At 62.8% G+C, this 18268-nt stretch carries 14 protein-coding genes; 8 read left to right on the top strand and 6 right to left on the bottom strand.

Annotation, left to right across the window (positions count from 1 at the left end; translation table 11 throughout):
* The first annotated feature begins 44 nt into the window (after positions 1 to 44).
* Both FBY03_RS19225 and FBY03_RS19220 read left to right on the top strand, forming a co-directional pair.
* Positions 45 to 1058, top strand: coding sequence for a TRAP transporter substrate-binding protein (locus tag FBY03_RS19225; RefSeq protein ID WP_147173963.1), 1014 nt, complete (start codon positions 45 to 47; stop codon positions 1056 to 1058).
* A 78-nt stretch (positions 1059 to 1136) separates the two neighbouring features.
* Complete coding sequence (locus tag FBY03_RS19220; protein ID WP_147173962.1) at positions 1137 to 2156, top strand: LacI family DNA-binding transcriptional regulator; 1020 nt, start codon at positions 1137 to 1139, stop codon at positions 2154 to 2156.
* Positions 2157 to 2216: 60 nt separating this feature from the next.
* On the opposite strand, the gene FBY03_RS19215 is transcribed toward FBY03_RS19220, so the two are convergent.
* Positions 2217 to 3149, bottom strand: a complete 933-nt coding sequence (locus tag FBY03_RS19215) for a LysR family transcriptional regulator (protein ID WP_147173961.1) — start codon at positions 3147 to 3149, stop codon at positions 2217 to 2219.
* A gap of 158 nt (positions 3150 to 3307) precedes the next feature.
* On the opposite strand from FBY03_RS19215, the gene FBY03_RS19210 reads away from it, so the two are divergent.
* Positions 3308 to 4537: an acyl-CoA dehydrogenase gene (locus FBY03_RS19210; protein ID WP_147173960.1), complete on the top strand. Its 1230-nt coding sequence runs from the start codon at positions 3308 to 3310 to the stop codon at positions 4535 to 4537.
* A gap of 154 nt (positions 4538 to 4691) precedes the next feature.
* Here the strand turns inward: FBY03_RS19210 and FBY03_RS19205 are convergent, their stop codons facing one another.
* The 4 genes from FBY03_RS19205 to xthA all read right to left on the bottom strand — a co-directional run bounded on the left by FBY03_RS19205 (position 4692) and on the right by xthA (position 8544).
* Entirely contained in the window at positions 4692 to 4889 is a 198-nt protein-coding gene (locus FBY03_RS19205) for a hypothetical protein (RefSeq protein ID WP_147173959.1), read from the bottom strand.
* A complete protein-coding gene (locus FBY03_RS19200; protein ID WP_147173958.1) occupies positions 4886 to 5884 on the bottom strand; it encodes a TerC family protein in 999 nt (332 codons plus the stop codon). The genes FBY03_RS19205 and FBY03_RS19200 overlap by 4 nt, the downstream gene beginning before the upstream one ends.
* Positions 5885 to 6151: 267 nt before the next feature.
* Entirely contained in the window at positions 6152 to 7534 is a 1383-nt protein-coding gene (locus FBY03_RS19195; protein ID WP_147173957.1) for a phosphate ABC transporter substrate-binding/OmpA family protein, read from the bottom strand.
* A gap of 197 nt (positions 7535 to 7731) precedes the next feature.
* A complete protein-coding gene (xthA, locus tag FBY03_RS19190; RefSeq protein ID WP_147173956.1) occupies positions 7732 to 8544 on the bottom strand; it encodes an exodeoxyribonuclease III in 813 nt (270 codons plus the stop codon).
* A gap of 145 nt (positions 8545 to 8689) precedes the next feature.
* Here xthA and FBY03_RS19185 point away from each other — a divergent pair, with 145 nt between their 5' ends.
* From FBY03_RS19185 to tpx, 5 genes are all read left to right on the top strand, one after another.
* A complete protein-coding gene (locus tag FBY03_RS19185) occupies positions 8690 to 9331 on the top strand; it encodes a GNAT family N-acetyltransferase (protein WP_147173955.1) in 642 nt (213 codons plus the stop codon).
* 137 nt (positions 9332 to 9468) lie between these two features.
* Positions 9469 to 11196 (top strand): autotransporter assembly complex family protein, encoded by a 1728-nt coding sequence (locus FBY03_RS19180; RefSeq protein WP_147173954.1) that lies wholly within the window; start codon positions 9469 to 9471, stop codon positions 11194 to 11196.
* On the top strand, positions 11193 to 14807 hold the full coding sequence (locus tag FBY03_RS19175; RefSeq protein ID WP_147173953.1) for a translocation/assembly module TamB domain-containing protein: 3615 nt from the start codon (positions 11193 to 11195) through the stop codon (positions 14805 to 14807). The genes FBY03_RS19180 and FBY03_RS19175 overlap by 4 nt, the downstream gene beginning before the upstream one ends.
* A gap of 321 nt (positions 14808 to 15128) precedes the next feature.
* Positions 15129 to 16505: a sodium:alanine symporter family protein gene (locus tag FBY03_RS19170; protein WP_147173952.1), complete on the top strand. Its 1377-nt coding sequence runs from the start codon at positions 15129 to 15131 to the stop codon at positions 16503 to 16505.
* Between the two features lie 72 nt (positions 16506 to 16577).
* The gene (gene tpx / locus FBY03_RS19165) at positions 16578 to 17078 is read left to right on the top strand and encodes a thiol peroxidase (RefSeq protein WP_147173951.1); all 501 of its coding nucleotides are present in this window, start codon (positions 16578 to 16580) and stop codon (positions 17076 to 17078) included.
* A gap of 94 nt (positions 17079 to 17172) precedes the next feature.
* Here tpx and FBY03_RS19160 read toward each other — a convergent pair whose 3' ends face one another.
* Positions 17173 to 18168: an aldo/keto reductase gene (locus FBY03_RS19160; protein ID WP_147173950.1), complete on the bottom strand. Its 996-nt coding sequence runs from the start codon at positions 18166 to 18168 to the stop codon at positions 17173 to 17175.
* Positions 18169 to 18268: the final 100 nt, after the last annotated feature.

Below are 18268 nucleotides of genomic sequence, written 5' to 3'. Positions count from 1 at the left end.
GTTCGTCCCAATCCCTCATCCAACAACAACAAAGGTACCGCCCCATGAGACGTTTTCTGATCACCGGCCTGACCGCCGCCATGTTGCTCAGCCCCCTCGCCAGCCTCAGCGCCCACGCCGATGAGGTCCGCTCACGGATGATTCGCTTCGGTTACGGCCTCAACGAGGACAGCAACCAGGGCCGCGCCGCCAAGCTGTTCGCCGAGGAAGTCGCCAAGGCCTCCGACGGCAAGCTGAAAATGCGCACCTTCGGCGCCGCCAGCCTGGGCGCCGACAACCAGATGCAGAACGCGCTGATCGGTGGCGCCCAGGAAATGATGGTCGGCTCGACCGCCACCCTGGTCGGCATCACCAAGGAAATGGCGGTGTGGGATACGCCGTTCCTGTTCACCAGCGAACAACAGGCCGATGCCGTGCTGGACGGTCCGGTCGGTCGGCAGGTCATGGACAAGCTGGAGGAGAAGGGCCTGGTTGGCCTGGTGTACTGGGAGAACGGTTTCCGCAACATGACCAACAACGTGCGGCCGATCACCAAGCTGGAAGAGTTTTCCGGGATCAAGCTGCGCGTAATGCCCAACCCGGTGTTCCTCGAAACCTTCAAGCTGATGGGCGCCAACGCCGTACCGCTGCCGTTCTCCGAACTGTTCACCGCACTGGAAACCAAGGCGGTGGACGGTCAGGAGAACCCCTTCAACACCATCCTCTCGTCGAAGTTCTACGAGGTGCAGAAGTACCTCACCGTGACCAATCACGTGTACAGCCCGTGGATAGTCACCGCCTCCAAGCGCTGGTGGGACGGCCTGTCGCAGACCGAGCAGGGCATCCTCATGGATGCGGCGATCAAGGCGCGTGACTTCGAACGCCAGGACACCCGCGCCGAGGCCTCCAAGGCGCTGGCCCAGCTGCAAGCCAATGGCATGCAGGTCAACCAGATCAGCGCCGAGGAGATCCAACGCATGCGCGACAAGGCGCAACCGGCGCTGCAGCAGGTGGTCGACACGGTTGGCCCCGAGTTGTTCGAGCAGGTGCAGGTCGAAGTGCAAAAAGCCGCGCAGTGACACATCGGGTACGCTGGCGCCGGGTAACCGGCCAGTGTGCCCTGTTAGAATTGTCAGCCGCCTTTCAGGGAAGTTCTCATGAGCCAACGTCGTCGCCGTTCCGCGGAACGGGTCACCCTGTCCGATGTGGCACGTGCCGCCGGCTGCTCGCTGATGTCCGCCTCGCGCGCGCTGTCGCAACCGGAGATGGTCTCCGATGCGCTGCGCGAGCAGGTGATGCAGGCAGTCAAGCAGCTCGGCTATGTGCCGCATTCGGCCGCCCGGGCGTTGGCCAGTTCGCGCTCCAACCTGGTCGCGGTGATCATCCCGTCGCTGTCCAACTCGGTGTTCGTCGACACCGCCGAGGCCATCCAGCGGGTGCTGATGCCGGCCGGTTTCGAGACCATGATCGGCGTCAGCCACTACCGTGCCGAGGAGGATGAACGCTTGCTGCGTGCTTACCTCGCGCATCAACCGGCGGGCCTGCTGCTCACCGGTTTCGAGCGCAGTGATGCGGCGCGGGAAATTCTTGGCGGCTACCGCGGGCCGATCGTCACCATGATGGAGCTGAGCGACGCGGTGGATGACTACTGCGTCGGCTTTTCCCAGCTGGAGGCGGGCGCGGCCATGACCCGTGCGCTGATCGAGCGCGGCTACCGGCACATCGCCTTCGCCGCCGCGCAACTCGACCCACGCACCCTGCAACGCGCCGAAGGCTATCGGCAGGTGATGCGCGCGGCTGGCCGGCATAACCCGGCGCTGGAGCTGTTGACCCCGGAGCTGTCTTCCATTGGCTTGGGCGCCAACCTGCTCGATCGTTTGCTCGAGCAACATCCGCAGACCGATGCGGTGTTCTTCAACAACGACGACCTGGCCTTGGGCGCCTTGTTCCGTGCGCGCCAGCTCGATCTGGCGGTGCCCGGGCGTCTGGCCATCGCCGGCTTCAACGACCTGCCGGCCGCCGCCTGGGTCCATCCGGCGCTGACCACGGTGCGCACCACGCGCGGCAAGGTCGGCGAACTGGCGGCCGAGATGCTGATGAGCCTGATGCGTGGCGAACAACCGCCCAGCCATCGAGTCGATGTCGGTTTCGAAGTGGTGCTGCGCGACAGCGCCTGATCGCCGCCGGCATCAATAAAAAAACCCGCTGCGCGGGTTTTTTTATGCGATCCGAATCCTTCAGTCCGAGGCTTTTTCCAGTTTCTTTTCCTGCGTGGTCACCTGCTGGCAGATCTCGATGATCTGCTCGCGCATCCAGCGGTTGGCCGGGTCCTGGTCGGTGCTTTCATGCCAGTACAGATGGGTTTCCTGGAGGGCGATGTCGTTCACCGGCAGTTCGATGTAGTGCAAATCGTTACGCCGGGCGAAACGCACCGGCACGGTCATCGACATGTCGGTGTTCTGCATCACGGTAGTGGCCATCAGGTAATGCTGCGAGCGCAGGGCGATCTTCCGCTGCTTGCCCATCTTGCCCAGCGCCAGGTCGACATAGCCGAGGCCGCTGCGGCGACTGGATATATGGATATGAGTCAGCGCCAGGTATTCCTCCAGGCTGATCTTGTCTTTCGCCAGCGGGTGGCCCTGGCGCAGGGCGCACACGTAGCGGTCTTCCATCAGCTTGACGTGACGCACCTGCGGGTCGATGTTGAGCGGCGCATCGACGGCGAAATCCAGGCGCCCGGCTGCCAGCTCCTTGGTGGTTTCGCGGCGGCGGGCGAGCATGCTTTCGATGATCACATTCGGCGCCAGGCGACGCAGGCGCTGGAATAAGGGTGGCAGGATCACCGCCTCGGTAAGGTCGGTCATGCTGATGCGGTAGGTCTTGTTCGCTTGGGCGGGGTTGAAAGTGCGGCTTTCCTGCACGGAGATGCGCAACTGCTGCAGGGCACTGCGCACCGGGCCGATGATGTTCTGCGACATCGGCGTGGGCACCATGCCCTGCGCGGTACGCACGAACAATGGGTCGTTGAAGGTCTCGCGCAGCCTGGCCAGGGCGTTGGAGACCGCCGGTTGGGTGATGCCGACGATCTGCCCGGCGCGGGTCAGGTTGGCCTCGGTATAGATGGCGTCGAAGACGATAAAGAGGTTGAGATCGACCTTGTTCAGATTCATTCCGCACGTGCTCCGGGGGTTGTCCGCATCAGTGAATCATATATCGGTGATGAATGTTTATACACGGTGAAAATAGGTTAGATAAATCTTAATCGCTGTTCTAGCATCATTTCCACATTGTAAAAACCTCACCAAACACCCGACAGAAGGTAGCTCCCATGGATTTCGCCTACTCCCCAAAGGTTCAGGAACTGCGCGAACGCGTCACCGCGTTCATGGAGACCCATGTCTATCCGGCCGAGGCCGTGTTCGAGCAGCAGGTCAATCAGGGTGATCGCTGGCAGCCGACCGCGATCATGGAAGAACTGAAAGCCAAGGCGAAAGCCGAGGGGCTGTGGAACCTGTTCCTGCCCGAATCCGAACTCGGCGCGGGTCTGACTAACACCGAGTACGCGCCGCTGGCGGAAATCATGGGCAGCTCGCTGATCGGTGCCGAGCCGTTCAACTGCGCCGCGCCGGACACCGGTAACATGGAAGTATTGGTGCGCTATGCCAATGAGGCGCAGAAGGAACAATGGCTGAAGCCGTTACTGAGTGGCGAGATTCGCTCGGCCTTCGCCATGACCGAACCGGGCGTGGCTTCATCGGACGCCACCAATATGCAAGCCAGCGCCGTGCGTGAGGGCGACGAGTGGGTGATCAACGGGCGCAAATGGTGGACGTCGGGCGCCTGCGACCCACGCTGCAAGATCATGATCTTCATGGGCCTGACCAATCCGGACGCCCCGCGCCACCAGCAGCACTCGATGATTCTGGTGCCGATGGATGCACCCGGCGTCAAGGTCGTCCGGCCGCTGCCGGTGTTCGGCTACGACGATGCGCCGCACGGTCACGCCGAAGTACTGTTCGAGAACGTGCGGGTGCCGTACGAGAGCGTGCTACTGGGCGAGGGCCGTGGTTTCGAGATCGCTCAGGGTCGCCTCGGCCCAGGCCGCATCCACCACTGCATGCGCTCGATCGGCATGGCCGAGCGTGCCCTGAAGCTGATGTGCGAACGCTCGGTCAACCGCACCGCGTTCGGCAAGCCGCTGGCCCGTCTGGGCGGTAACATCGATCACATCGCCGACTCGCGCATGGAGATCAACATGGCGCGCCTGCTGACCCTGAATGCGGCGTACATGATGGACACCGTCGGCAACAAGATCGCCGCCAGTGAAATCGCCCAGATCAAGGTAGTGGCGCCGAACGTCGCGCTCAAGGTGATCGACCGTGCCATCCAGATCCATGGTGGCGCCGGGGTCTCCAACGATTTCCCGCTGGCCTACTGGTACGCCATGCAACGCACCCTGCGCCTGGCCGACGGCCCGGACGAAGTGCACCGCGCGGCGATCGGCAAGTTCGAAATCGGTAAATACATGTCGCGTGAGGCGATGAAAGCCAGCCGCTAAGCCGACAGAGCCTCTGGCATCAGGCAGCCTGTGAAGGAACCAGCTTGCTGGCGATCCTGACGCGCCATTGCCGCGTCAGCAGCTGACTCCATATAGAAACAGCCGCAAACCACAAGGCCCGCATCGTGCGGGCCTTGTGCTTTTTACGGAAAACTCAGGACGGCCGGCGGTCCGCATCATCATCCTGTTGGTTCTGCTGCCTCAGCCAGCTCAGGCGCATGTGCAACTGGGCGGCAAAGGCGCGCGCGGCCAGCTCTTCCTGGAAGGTCAGGGCGCGGCGGCCCATGCGTACCTGCCACAGCTGGCGGCCGCCGTGCTGCAGCGGTTCGATCTGTATATCGACTCTGTTCAATTGCCTTGCCGGTCCTTTATCGGGCGATTGCGGGTTTTCAACAGCGACAACAGCACGCCCCCCGCCAGTAGGCCAAAGGTTACGCTAAGCGAGACCAGGGCTGGAATCTTGCCGATAAAACCGTGCAGAAAAATCTTTCCGCCGATGAACACCAGCACCAGTGCCAGGGCGTATTTCAGGTAAATGAACCGATGCATCAGCGCCGCCAGGGCGAAATACAGCGAGCGTAAGCCGAGAATCGCGAAGATGTTCGAGGTGTAGACGATAAACGGGTCCTGGGTGATGGCGAATACCGCCGGCACACTGTCCACGGCGAACAGCAAATCGGCCAGCTCGATCAGCACTAACGCCAGCAGCAGTGGCGTGGCATAACGCAACGTCTTGCCGCTAGCAGGGTCGCGCAGGCGCACCAGAAAGCGCCCGTCGTGCAGCTCATCGGTGATGCGAATATGTCGGCGGAGAAATTTCAATATGAAGTTTTGCGCCAGATCGGGGTGTTGTTCCTCGCGGCTGAAGAGCATTTTGATGCCGGTCAGCAGCAAGAAAGCCCCGAACAGATAGAGCATCCAATCGAACCGCTGCACCAGTGCGGTACCCAGTCCGATCATCAGCGCGCGCAGCACGATCACCCCGAGAATGCCCCAGAACAGCACGCGGTGCTGGTAACGCCGGGGAATGCCGAAGAAGCCTAAAATCAGCGCCATGACGAACACGTTATCCATCGACAGCGATTGCTCGACCAGAAACCCGGTGTAGAACTCCAGCGCCGCTGTCGCCCCCAGTTGCCACCAGACCCAGCCACCGAAGGCCATGCCCACGCTGAAGTAGCCGCTGTAGAGCAGCAGGCTCTCGCGGATTTCGATCTCATGTTGCTCGCGATGCAGCACACCGAGGTCGAACACCAGCAGCGCCAGGACGATGCCGATGAACGCTAGCCAGAACCAGCTGGGGGTGCCGAGAAAAGGACTGCTGAAGAGATCCGCTAGAGCGGTCATAGACCCTCTCTGTTGTCCGCCTAAGTTGAACATCAACTTAGTGACGCCGACATCACGGTGAGGGTTCACCGCCAGAGGGGCCCGGTGTCACATAGGCTTAAGGCTAGAGGCGAAAGGCGAGGGCGGCAAATACGCAGCAGTTACCCCCTAGTACTCGCCACCCTGATTCGGTGCAGCGGGATGATTGCCTGGGCCTGGTACTGAAAGCCGGCGACAAGCCATGTGCAGTGGGGATGTCGCCAACATATGCGCTATCAGGGCAAAGCTTCAGTACACCCAGACTTCGACACGCCGGTTCTTGATGCGGCCCTCATCGGCATCGTTAGCGGCGACCGGCAGTTCGTCACCCAACCCGGTTATTTCGCGGAAGATAACCCCCTGTTTGGCCAGCTCGCGGCGTACCGCCATGGCTCGCAGCTTGGACAGCAACTGGGCGCGGGCCGGATCCGATTTGGGGTCGCCAAAGCCCACCAGCACTACTTTGTGCTGCAGCTTGTCCTGGCTTTTCAGGTAATCAAGCAGTCGTTCGAGGTCACGCTGGGCCTTGTTGTCCAGGCTGGCGCTGCCTTGCTGAAAGCGGAAGTTCACTGACAAGCGCTGCGCTTCACCCGCCAGCACCCGATAGGCCGCCGGCATGGCGCTGTTGGGCGTGACCTTGACCGCCTGCACGGTCTGCGCGATGAAACCGTTCTGCGCGACAATGGCTTGGCCGCGTGGGCTATGGGCAAAGCGCACCAGGGCCTTGGCCCAGGGGTTTTCCAGGGTCTCTTGGTTGTACAGAAACAGGCGACGAGACAGCGGGTAATCCTCGGTGGCTATCAGGGTCACGCTCGGCGGCATCGGCTGCGACTCGCCGGCGGCGATGGCCACGGCTTTGGCCTGTCGAATAGACGGCAGACCGATAAAGCCGATGCCTTGCGGGTCCTGGCTGACCCGGTCGGAGAGCAGGTCGCTGGACTCGAAACGCTGGGCAGTCGCCGACAGGGTCTTGCCATTCGCGCTCAGCACCAGCTCTTTGAAGGTGTCGTAGGTGCCGGAGTTGTCATCGCGGGCATACAGTTTGATGGTTCCGCTATGACCGCCCAGTTGTGCCCAGTCGGTCACTTCGCCGGCGAAAATGCGGGCCAGTTGATCGGTGTGCAGGGCGCTGATCGGGTTGCTCGGGTGGAGGATGATCGCCAGGCCATCGATGGCGATGATCTGCTCGGCGCTACGACTGCGCAGATTGCCCAAGGCTTGCAGGGCGTCGAGTTCGCTGTCCTTGATCGGTCGCGAGGCGGCGGCCAGTTCGGCGCTGCCATCTTTCAGTGCGGCAAACCCGGTACTGGAGCCGTGGGCGGCTACATCGACCGTCACGCGGCGGCCATCGGCAGTTTTACCGATGATTTTCTGCTCGTTCTCTGCCGCGCCGGCTTCTACCCGAATCGCGCTCAGGCCTTGTTCCTCGAACAGTCCCCTGACCAGCGCCGGACCGAGCTTGGCGCCTATGGTGTTGGAACCCTGGATGCGCAGCGCGCTGCTGTTATCGGCGGGGATCGGCAGGGCGGCGTACGTCGACCAGGGCAGAACGCAGCAGAGTAAACCGAGCAGCAGCGAGGCTGCGGAGCGGTTCCAGGTGGCGTGACGGGCAGTAATTGTGGCGCGCGGCATGCGGCATACACCTTCTATGGGTGAATGAGAGTGCCGCGACGATAAGACAATAAAGTGACAGCAATGTGACAACTGCCGGAGGGCTAGACCGCTCTGAGACGGCTGTTGCAGGTGCTGCCGAGGTTAGCAGACCGACCCGAGACGTTGAGAAGGGTCGGCGGGCGCCGTCAGTGCCAAACCCTCCACCCGGCAATGCTTTAGCTGAGCTCGAGCCAGATCGGTGCGTGATCCGAGGGTTTCTCCATGCCGCGCAGCTCATAGTCGATACCGGAGGCCTTGAGGCGCGGCTGCAAGGCGTGAGAGGCGAGGATCACATCGATGCGCAGCCCGCGTTTCGGTTCATCCTCGAAGCCCCGGCTGCGGTAATCGAACCAGCTGAATCGATCGTCGACCGCCGGGTACAGGTGACGGAAACTATCGGTCAGCCCCCAGCTCTTCAAGGTCGCCAGCCATTCGCGTTCTTCCGGCAGGAAACTGCACTTGCCGGTTTTCAGCCAGCGCTTGCGGTTCACTTCACCGATGCCAATGTCGCAATCCTCTGGCGAGATGTTGATATCGCCCATCACCACCAGCGGCTGCTCGGGTTGGAATTGGCTGACCAGCAATTGCTGCAAATCGGCGTAGAAACGCTGCTTGGCCGGGAACTTGGTCGGGTGATCGCGGCTTTCACCTTGCGGGAAGTAACCGTTCATGACCGTCACCGGATTGCCTTGGGCATCGGCAAAGGTGCCATAGATGAAGCGCCGCTGCGCGTCCTCGGCATCGCCCGGAAAGCCCTTGTGCAGCGCCAAAGGGGCCTGGCGCGAGAGCAGGGCAACGCCGTAGTGACCCTTCTGGCCGTGGTAATGCACGTGGTAACCAAGGGCGCGGATGTCGGCTTCGGGGAATTGCTCGTCGGCGACCTTGGTTTCCTGCAGGCCGATCACATCCGGCTGGTGTTTGTCGATCAACGCCGCCAGTTGATGCGGGCGCGCACGCAGGCCGTTGATATTGAAGGAGACGATCTTCATGGTCGGCAGGTCCTGAGCTTTCTATCTGGAGAGCCTGCGATGCTAGCCGATCCAGCGGGCAGGGGGCCAGTTATCTGGCAGGTGTGGGAATGCGGTGCTAACGTGGCGTTGGGCCCAATAAATAAAGAACAAGAGGTCACTGCGTATGCCGAACAGTCCTGCTGAAGTTCGTTTGCTCGATGGGGGGTACGCCCGCGAGGCGCGCTCGCTGCTGTACCACGCCTACCGCCATACACCGACTTTTTCCTACCTGTTCGAAGCCGAACGGCCGGGCTATGACCAGCGCGTGCGCGCCACGGTGCGCGAACTGGTACAGCAACACTTCAGCGAAGAGCTGCCGGCACTGGGCCTGTTGATCGACGACCGTCTGATCGGCATGGCGCTGATTGCCCCACCACAGCGCCGCCTGGATATCACCGAGAGCTGGGGCTGGCGCATGCGCATGCTGTTGACCGCCGGTTTTCGCTGTACCAAACGCTACCTGGCCTACCATGACGCGGTGCTCGCCTGCCTGCCGCCCGGTCCTTACCATGTGCTGCCCCTGCTGGGTATTCACCCGGAGTTCCAGGGCCAGCATTTCGGCGAACAATTGCTCGAAGCGCTGCACAACTGGTGCGCCGATGAGGCCAGCTCGCAGGGTGTGGTGCTGGATACCGGCGATGCGCACTACCTGGATTTCTACAAGCGCCAGGGCTACGAGGAGGTCGGCGTAGTGGCGATCGGTCCGATCATCGAACACGTGTTCTTTCACCCTAATCCGCAGCAGGCGATTAAAGCCAGCGCTTGATCCCGGGCGCTACTGGCGGCTTATCGAGCTCAGGTTCGGCAGCTGTAATGAGTGCCATGGGGCGCGCCGTCGATTCTCGCTGGCACAGGTGCTATCCGCTCTAGGATGGTGCTTGCCGCGTGGTAGCATCCCAGTCTATGAGCCTGCTCACCAAACTCTGCACCACCTTCGCGCTGTTGCTGCTTAGCTCGTCCGTCCTGGCCGAGGCGCGGCTGCTCGTCCGCGTCGAGCCGGCCAACAAGGCGCTGAAAGACAACGTGGTGGGTTATGTCGGCAGCCTGGGCGAGCGCGATGCAGAGTCCTTGCAGCGTTTGCGGCGGGTGGCGGAGGCCCAGGCAGAAAAGGCTGCGCAGGCCTTGGGCTACTACCAGGCGCAGATCAGCACTGAGGTGGATGAGGCCGATCCACCCGGCTTGATCATCCGCATCAGCCCTGGCGAGCCGGTGCGGCTGCGCGATGTGACCCTGCGAGTCGAGGGGCCGGCCAGCGAGTTGAAGGCGTTTCGTCTGCCCAAGAAGGCCCGACTGCAATCTGGCGAAGTACTCAACCACGGCCGCTATGAAGCGGCCAAACGGCATATCCTCAACCAGGCCGCACGTTACGGTTTCTTCCAGGGGCGCTTCACCCGGCAACGTCTGGACATCGACCCGCGTGCCGGGGTGGCAGATGTCGAGCTGATCTATGCCAGCGGCCCGCGCTATCGCCTGGGTACGATCGAGTTTGCCGGCGACGTGCCCTTCGATGAGCAACTGCTGCAACGCATGGTGCCGTTCGCCACGGACAGCCCTTATGACTCCGAACTGATCGCCGAGCTGTACCAGGCGCTGCGCTCCAGCGGTTACTTCGAGTCGGTACGGGTCGATGCCAACCCCGCCGAGGCTGAGCAGCAGCGGATTCCGGTGAAGGTGCAACTGCACACGCGCTTACCACGCACCATGGGGCTGGGCCTGGGCTTCTCCACCGACGTGGGGCCGCGCGGCAAGGCCAACTGGACGCGGCACTGGGCCAACCCGCAAGGGCACAGCTATGGCGCGGAGACGGAGCTGTCGGCGCCACGGCAGAACGTCGGCCTGTGGTATGACGTGCCACTGGACCCACCGCTGACCGACAAGCTGCGCTATGCCGGCGGCTATCAATATGAAGAGCTGGCCGATACCGACAGCCTCAGTCGCCTGCTGACCCTTGGTCCTGAATGGCACAGCAAGCTGGAGAGTGGCTGGCAGCGGGTGATTTCCCTGAAGTGGCAACACGAGGAATACCGCCTCGGCGATGACGCGGGCCTGAGTACCCTGCTGATGCCCGGCATCAGTTACGCCTACCTGAAGAGTGACAACCCCCTCGACCCGAGCCAGGGTTATCGCCTGCAGTTCGACCTGGCGGCGGCCAAGGAAGGCCTGTTCTCGGACGCCAACGTGCTGCACGGCAATGTCGTGCTCAAGGGGCTGACCACCCTGGCGCAGAAGCACCGCTTCCTCGGTCGGGTGCAATTTGGGGCCACCGAGTCCAATGGCTTTAGTGGGGTGCCGCCGTCCCTGCGCTTCTTCGCCGGCGGCGATCAGACCGTGCGCGGTTACGACTACCAGAGCCTGTCGCCGGAGAACTCGGACGGCGACAAGATCGGTGGACACTACCTGTTTGCCGCCAGCGCCGAGTATCAATACAGCGTGGCCGAGCGCTGGCGGGTGGCGAGCTTCATCGACCAGGGCAACGCGTTCAATTCGCTGGACTTCACCGGATTGAAAAGCGCGGTCGGCATCGGTTTGCGCTGGGTCTCACCGGTTGGCCCACTGCGCCTCGACCTGGCCCATCCGCTGGATGACCAGGGCGGCGTGCGCCTGCACTTTTCCATGGGGCCGGAGCTGTGAAGCGGGTGCTGAAAAACAGCCTGTTGGGCCTGCTCGGCGGCGTGTTGCTACTTCTGTTCTGCCTGACGCTATTACTCGGCAGCACTGCTGGCAGCCGCTGGACCCTGGCGCGCGTGCCGGGCTTGCAGGTGGAGAATTTCAGCGGCCGGCTGGCTGGGCAGTGGTTCGCGGAGCGGCTGACCTGGCAGCGGGGTGACGACCGGGTGGCGGTCAGCGCGGCCGAGTTCGCCTGGTCGCCGCACTGCTTGCTGCGCCTGACCCTGTGCATCGAGCGACTGCACGCCGAGCAAATCAGCCTCACGCTGGCACCCGGCGACGAAGACAGCGACGAGCCCCTGAGTCTGCCGGAGTTGCACCTGCCGTTGGCCTTGCGCCTGGGCGAAGTGCGTATCGGCAGCTTGCTGCTGGATGGCGACGAACAGCTGCAAGGCCTGCAATTGGCCGCACAATGGCGCGCGGACGGTCTGCAGATCGACAGCCTGAGCCTGCAACGGGGTGACTTGGCGCTGGACCTGCACGGCAGACTGGAACCCCGCGGCGCCTGGCCGCTGAGTGCCGAAGGCAGCCTGAAGCTGCCCGCGCCCGATCAGCAACCCTGGCAGCTGGTCGTGCAGGTCAGTGGTGAACTGCTCAACAGCCTGCAGCTGATCGCCGATAGCACGGGTTACCTGAACGGCCGGCTGACCGCCGAGGTGCAGCCGTTGGCCGAGCACCTGCCAGCCCGTGCGCAGTTGCTGGCCGATGGTTTCAAGGGCAGCAGCGAACTGCCGGATACCCTGCGCCTGGATAAGCTCGAACTCAATGCCCAGGGCGACCTGGCCAAGGGGTATCGAGTCAACGGCAGCGCTGAGCTGCCGGGGCAGGGCGGACCGTTGGCCCTGACGCTACAGGGCCTGGTTGACGCGGGCGGCGCCGAGGTCGCGGCGTTGGACCTGAACGCCAGTGCCGAGCAACGCCTGCACCTCAGCGGCCAGCTCGACTGGCGCGAGGACTTCAGACTCGACAGCCGTTTCGACTGGCAGGATTTCCCCTGGCGCCGGCTCTACCCCACGGCTGAAGAGCCGCCGGTGCTGCTGCGTCGACTCAAGGGCGAATTGGCGTACCAGAATGGCAATTACCTGGGCCACTTCGACGCCGACCTGGAAGGCCCGGCGGGCGCCTTCAGCCTGCAGAGCCCGTTGAGTGGTGACCTGCAGCAGGTGCACCTGCCCGAACTGCAGCTACGCGCCGGTCAGGGACAGGCCGATGGCCAGCTGAGTCTGGGCTTCGCCGATGCCTTGGAATGGGATGCACAACTGCAGCTGAGCAACTTCGATCCGGCCTACTGGCTGGCGGAGTTGCCCGGTCAACTGGCCGGCCCGCTGCGTAGCCAAGGCCAATTCAAGGACCAGCAACTGAGCCTGAGTGCAGATATCGACCTCAAGGGACGTTTGCGTGGCCAGCCGGCGCAGTTTCAGGCCCAAGGGGCGGGTGCCGGCGAGCAATGGACGTTGAGTCGGCTGGACCTGCGCCTGGGCGATAACCGTATCCAGGGCAGTGCGGTACTGGCTCAGCGCCTCAGCGGGCAGTTGCGCCTGGCTTTACCACATCTGGGTCAGCTCTGGCCTCAGTTGCAGGGGCAGCTCGACGGCCAGCTCGACCTGGCGGGAACCCTGCAAGCCCCGCAAGGCCAGTTGCACCTGCAAGGCCAGCGTCTGGCGTTCGCCGAGCAACGGCTGCAGCGTTTGCGCCTCGAGGCCAGCCTCGACAGCGCCCAGCGGGCTCGGATCGAGCTGAATGGCGAGGGCATCGCCCAGGGCGAGACCCAGCTCGGCCAACTGACACTCGAGGGGCAGGGCGATCAACGGCAGCAGCAGCTTGAGCTCAAGCTGCAAGGCCCCTTGTTGCGCAGCAGCTTGGCCCTGGACGGTCGTCTGGATAAAGGCACCTGGCGTGGCCGCCTGAGTCGCGGCGAGGTGCAGAGCGGCGGGCAGGATTGGCGCCTGCAACAGCCGGCCACGCTGGAACGCCTGGCCACCGGCCAGCTCAACCTGGGCGCGCACTGCTGGCGTTCGGGTCCGGCCAGCCTGTGCGGTGGGGAGCAACGCCTGCAGCCTGAGCCGAAGCTGCGCTATCGCCTGAGCGATTTCCCACTCGACAGCCTGGCGCAGTGGCTGCCGAAAGACTTCGCCTGGCAAGGCCAGCTCAACGCCGAGGTGCAACTGGACCTGCCGGCCAGCGGACCCTCCGGGCAAATCCTGCTGGATGCCGGCAGCGGTGTCTGGCGCATTCGCGAGAAGGGGCAATGGCTGGACTTTCCTTACGACAGCCTGCGCCTGAGCAGTCAGTTGCGTCCGCAGCGCATCGACACGCAGTTGAACCTGCGCGGGGCGAGAATGGGTGAACTGACGCTGCTGGCTCAGCTCGACCCGCGCCCGGCAGATAAGCCACTGTCCGGCGAGTTCCGCCTCAGCGGTCTGGATCTGGCGCTGGCAAAGCCCTTCGTGCCGATGGTCGAGCAGCTGAGAGGGCAGCTCAACGGAGACGGCACATTGTCCGGCAGCCTGCTGGCGCCACAGGTCAACGGTCGTGTGCAACTGAGCAATGGCGAAATATCCGGCGGCCAGCTGCCGACCCAGATCGAGGACCTGCAACTGCAGGCACTGATCGCCGGCGAGCGTCTGCAACTCAGCGGCGGCTGGCGCAGTGGTGAGCAGGGCCAGGGTAGCCTGAGCGGCGAGTTGGCCTGGAGCGAAGGGTTGAACGGTGAATTGCGCCTGCGCGGCAGCCACTTGCCGGTCAATGTCGAGCCCTATGCAGACCTTGAGGTCGAGCCGGATCTGCGCCTACGCATCGCCGACGAGCAGTTGTCGGTGGCCGGCAAACTGCTGATCCCCAGTGGCAAGATTGTCATCCGCGAGCTGCCGCCGTCGACGGTGAAGGTGTCCGAGGATGCGCGGATCATCGGTCGCGAAAGCGCCGAGCGGCGACCCACGGCGATTGCCATGGACATCGATGTCGAGGTCGGTCAGGAGCGCCTGAGCTTCACCGGTTTCGGCCTGAAGGCCGATCTGGCGGGGCGCGTGCATATCGGCGATGACCTCGACACACGCGGTGAACTGAACCTCAACAACGGTCGTTTCCGCGCCTATGGCCAACGCTTGACCATTCGCCGCGCGCGGCTGCTGTTCGCCGGCCCGATCGATCAACCCTACCTGGATGTCGAGGCGATTCGCCGGGTCGATGGGGTCACCGCCGGGCTGCGCCTGAGCGGCAATGCCGAACAGCCGAAATCCGAGGTGTTTTCCGAGCCGGCGATGAGTCAGGAACAGGCGCTGTCGTATCTGGTGCTGGGTCGGCCGCTGGGGCAAAGCAGTGGTGAAAGTAATCTGCTGGCTCAGGCCGCGTTGTCCATGGGCTTGGCCGGCAGTTCCTCACTGACGGGCAGTGTCGCGAACCGCCTCGGCATCCAGGACTTTCAACTGGACACCGAGGGCAGTGGTACCAGCACCAGTGTGGTCGCCAGCGGTAACCTGTCGGAGCGTCTGAGCCTGCGCTATGGCGTGGGCGTGTTCGAGCCGGCGAACACCGTCGCGTTACGTTATGAGCTGAGTAAACGCCTCTACCTCTAGGCTGCCAGCGGTTTGGCCAGCTCCCTCGATATCTTTTATAAGCGTGACTTTTAAGCCTGCATGAGGCGTTGTTATCGACGTCTGCGAGCCTGCCGCCGGACAATATGGCGTGCTAGCATCGCTGTGATTGGGTCCCAGACTCGCCCCGGCCTGTCAGGCCAATTCAGCATCGGCGTGGATGGACGGTAACGTCGATTGTCGACCTGGACGTGACCGGTCGCAGCATCACGCTGTCAGCTTAGCGAGCGTGGCTTACCCGCGGTGCGTCTGATCGAGCAGGGCAAACCGCTCGTGCTTAACCAGAAGAAAAAGGAGCTTCAGATGGAATTCATCAGCACCCTGGTCAATCAGATCAATGGTTTCGTCTGGGGGCCGCCGATGTTGCTGCTGATTCTCGGCACCGGCCTGTTCTTGATGCTGCGGTTGAAGCTCATGCCACTGACCCACATCGTCATGGGTTTTGCCTTGATGTGGCAAGGGCGCAAGAAAGACGACGAGGAGAGTGGCGAGATCAGTCCGTTCCAGGCGCTGATGACCTGTCTGGCGGCGACCGTGGGGACCGGTAATATCGCCGGTGTGGCCACTGCGATCTTCCTCGGCGGCCCCGGCGCGCTGTTCTGGATGTGGTGCACCGCCTTGGTCGGCATGGCCACCAAGTACTGTGAAGTGGTGCTGGCAGTGCATTACCGCGAGAAGGACGAGCGCGGCGAGCATGTCGGCGGGCCGATGTACGCGATCAAGAACGGCCTGGGCAAGAAGTGGCTATGGCTCGGCACCGCGTTCGCCATCTTCGGCGGTTTTGCCGGTTTCGGTATCGGCAACATGGTCCAGGTCAATAGCATGGCCCATGCCCTGGAGGCGACTTTCGCGATTCCGACCTGGGCCACCGGTGTGGTCACCATGGTTGTGGTCGGCCTGGTTGTGCTCGGCGGTATCAAGCGTATCGGTAGAGTCGCCGCGACCCTGGTGCCGTTTATGTGTCTGGCTTACATCATCGCCGCCATCGTCGTGCTGGTGGTGAATGCCGCGGCCATTCCGGCGGCGTTTGCGCTGATTTTCACCCACGCCTTCAGCCCCGTTGCGGCCACTGGCGGCTTTGCTGGCGCTGCGGTCATGGCGGCGATCCGCTTCGGCGTGGCGCGTGGCATCTTCTCCAACGAGGCCGGTCTCGGTACTGCGGGGATCGCCCAGGCCGCCGGCACCACCAACAGCCCGGTGCGCTCGGGGATGATCGGCATGCTCGGCACCTTTATCGACACCCTGGTCATCTGCAGCATGACCGGTCTGGCGATCATCGCTTCCGGCGTCTGGACCACGGGTGCCAGCGGTGCGGCACTCTCGGCGGCTGCATTCGAATCGGCCATGCCCGGTCTCGGCGGTTCAATATTGACCATCGCCCTGGTGGTGTTTGCCTTTACTACCATCCTCGGCTGGAGTTATTTCAGCGAGAAGTGCTGGGAGTTCATGGTCGGCACCAAGGTGATCCAGCCGTTCCGTTTGCTCTGGGTATTGGCCGTACCCTTCGGTGCCACCGCACAGTTGGATTTCGTCTGGCTGGTCGCAGACACCTTGAACGGCCTGATGGCAATTCCCAACCTGTTGTCCTTGTTGCTGCTTAGCCCGATCGTGGTGAAACTGACCCAGGTTCATTTTGCGAAGAATAATGATGTGTCGCTCGCGCGCGGTAAAAATACCTGACTGTATGGTCAGATATTTCTGCGCACTGTGTTTTACTCACAACCCCTCCACTTTCTAGAAAGGATCAACCTCATGTCACAAGTCACCCTCAAAGGTAGCCCGGTACAAGTCGCTGGCGAATTTCCGCAAGCCGGCCAGCAAGCGCCTGCGTTCACCCTGGTCGGCGCTGGTCTGGCCGACGTCAGCCTGAACAGTCTGTCCGGCAAGCGCAAAGTGCTGAATATTTTCCCGAGCGTCGACACCCCGACCTGCGCTACTTCGGTGCGTACCTTCAACGCCAGTGCCAGCAAACTGGCCAACACCGTGGTGCTGTGTATTTCCGCCGATCTGCCATTCGCGCAGGCGCGTTTCTGCGGCGCCGAAGGGCTGGACAACGTGCTCAACCTGTCGACCATGCGCGGCACCGAGTTCCTCAAGAACTACGGTGTGGCCATTGCCGACGGTCCGTTGGCCGGCGTCGCGGCGCGCGCCGTGGTGGTGCTGGACGAGAACGACAAGGTGCTGCACAGCGAGTTGGTCGCCGAAATCGGCAGCGAGCCGAACTACGATGCGGCCATCGCCGTACTCAAGTAAGCGCCGCTAGACATGCAACCGGCCTACCTCGGTAGGCCGGTTGCATGTCTAGGGTTGGCTAACCTCGGGTAGCCAAGTCGTGGTCCAGCGGCCCTTAACGCGTGAGCTGGGCCATGGAGGCTGGCGCGTAACGCTCGCCCGCGGCTACCTGCGGCGGGAAGATGGCGTTTAGTACGGCCAGCTCCGCCTCCGTCAGCTGAATCTCCAGCGCAGCGATATTCTCCTCCAGATAGCGACGGCGCTTGGTGCCGGGGATCGGGATCAGATCGTCGCCCTGGGCCAGCACCCAGGCCAGGGCCAGTTGCGAGGCCTTGACGCCTTTCTCCTCAGCCAGCCGCTCGACCTGGGCCACCAGTTGCAGGTTCTTGGCGAAGTTCGCCCCCTGAAAGCGCGGACTGCTGCGCCGGTAGTCGTCCTCGGCGAAGTCCTCGGGGCTTTTCAGGGCGCCGGTGAGAAAGCCCCGACCCAGCGGACTGTAGGGAACGAAGGCGATGCCCAGCTTGCGGCAGGTGGCCAGTACGCCGTTTTCTTCCGGGTCACGGGTCCACAACGAGTACTCGCTCTGCACGGCACTGATCGGATGCACGCGGTGGGCGCGTTCCAGCGTGTCGGGCGCCACTTCGCAGAGCCCCAGGTAGCGCACCTTGCCTTGCTGCACCAGTTCGGCCATGGCGCCGACGGTGTCCTCGATCGGCACATTCGGGTCGATACGGTGCTGGTAGTAAAGGTCCAGATAATCGGTGTTGAGGCGCTGTAAGCTGCCTTCGACGGCTTGGCGCAGGTAATCCGGGCTGCCATTCAGACCTCGGCTCTGCGGGTTACTGGGATCGCGCACGATCCCGAACTTGCTGGCGATCACCGCCTGATCGCGTTTGCCGGCCAAGGCGCGACCGAGCAGCTGTTCGTTGCTGTGCGGCCCATACATATCGGCGGTATCGAGGAAGTTGAGTCCCAGTTCCAGGGCACGGTGCAGGGTGGCGATGGACTCCTGGTCATCGCGCCCGCCGCTATAGAAATCGCTCATGCCCATACAGCCAAGACCGATTGCCGAGATTGCCGGGCCCTGGGCCCCTAGACGACGCGTTTTCATGATTGACTCCTGTGTAGAACAGCTGATGACCTGGTCGATTCTGACCATTGATGATCAATGGATAAACAGCTCTAATACGCATTAACTATTCGTAAAAACA

The organism is Pseudomonas sp. SJZ079, from assembly GCF_007993865.1.
In the GTDB taxonomy this organism is placed as follows: Bacteria; Pseudomonadota; Gammaproteobacteria; order Pseudomonadales; family Pseudomonadaceae; genus Aquipseudomonas.
This window is presented reverse-complemented; position numbering and strand designations above follow the sequence as displayed.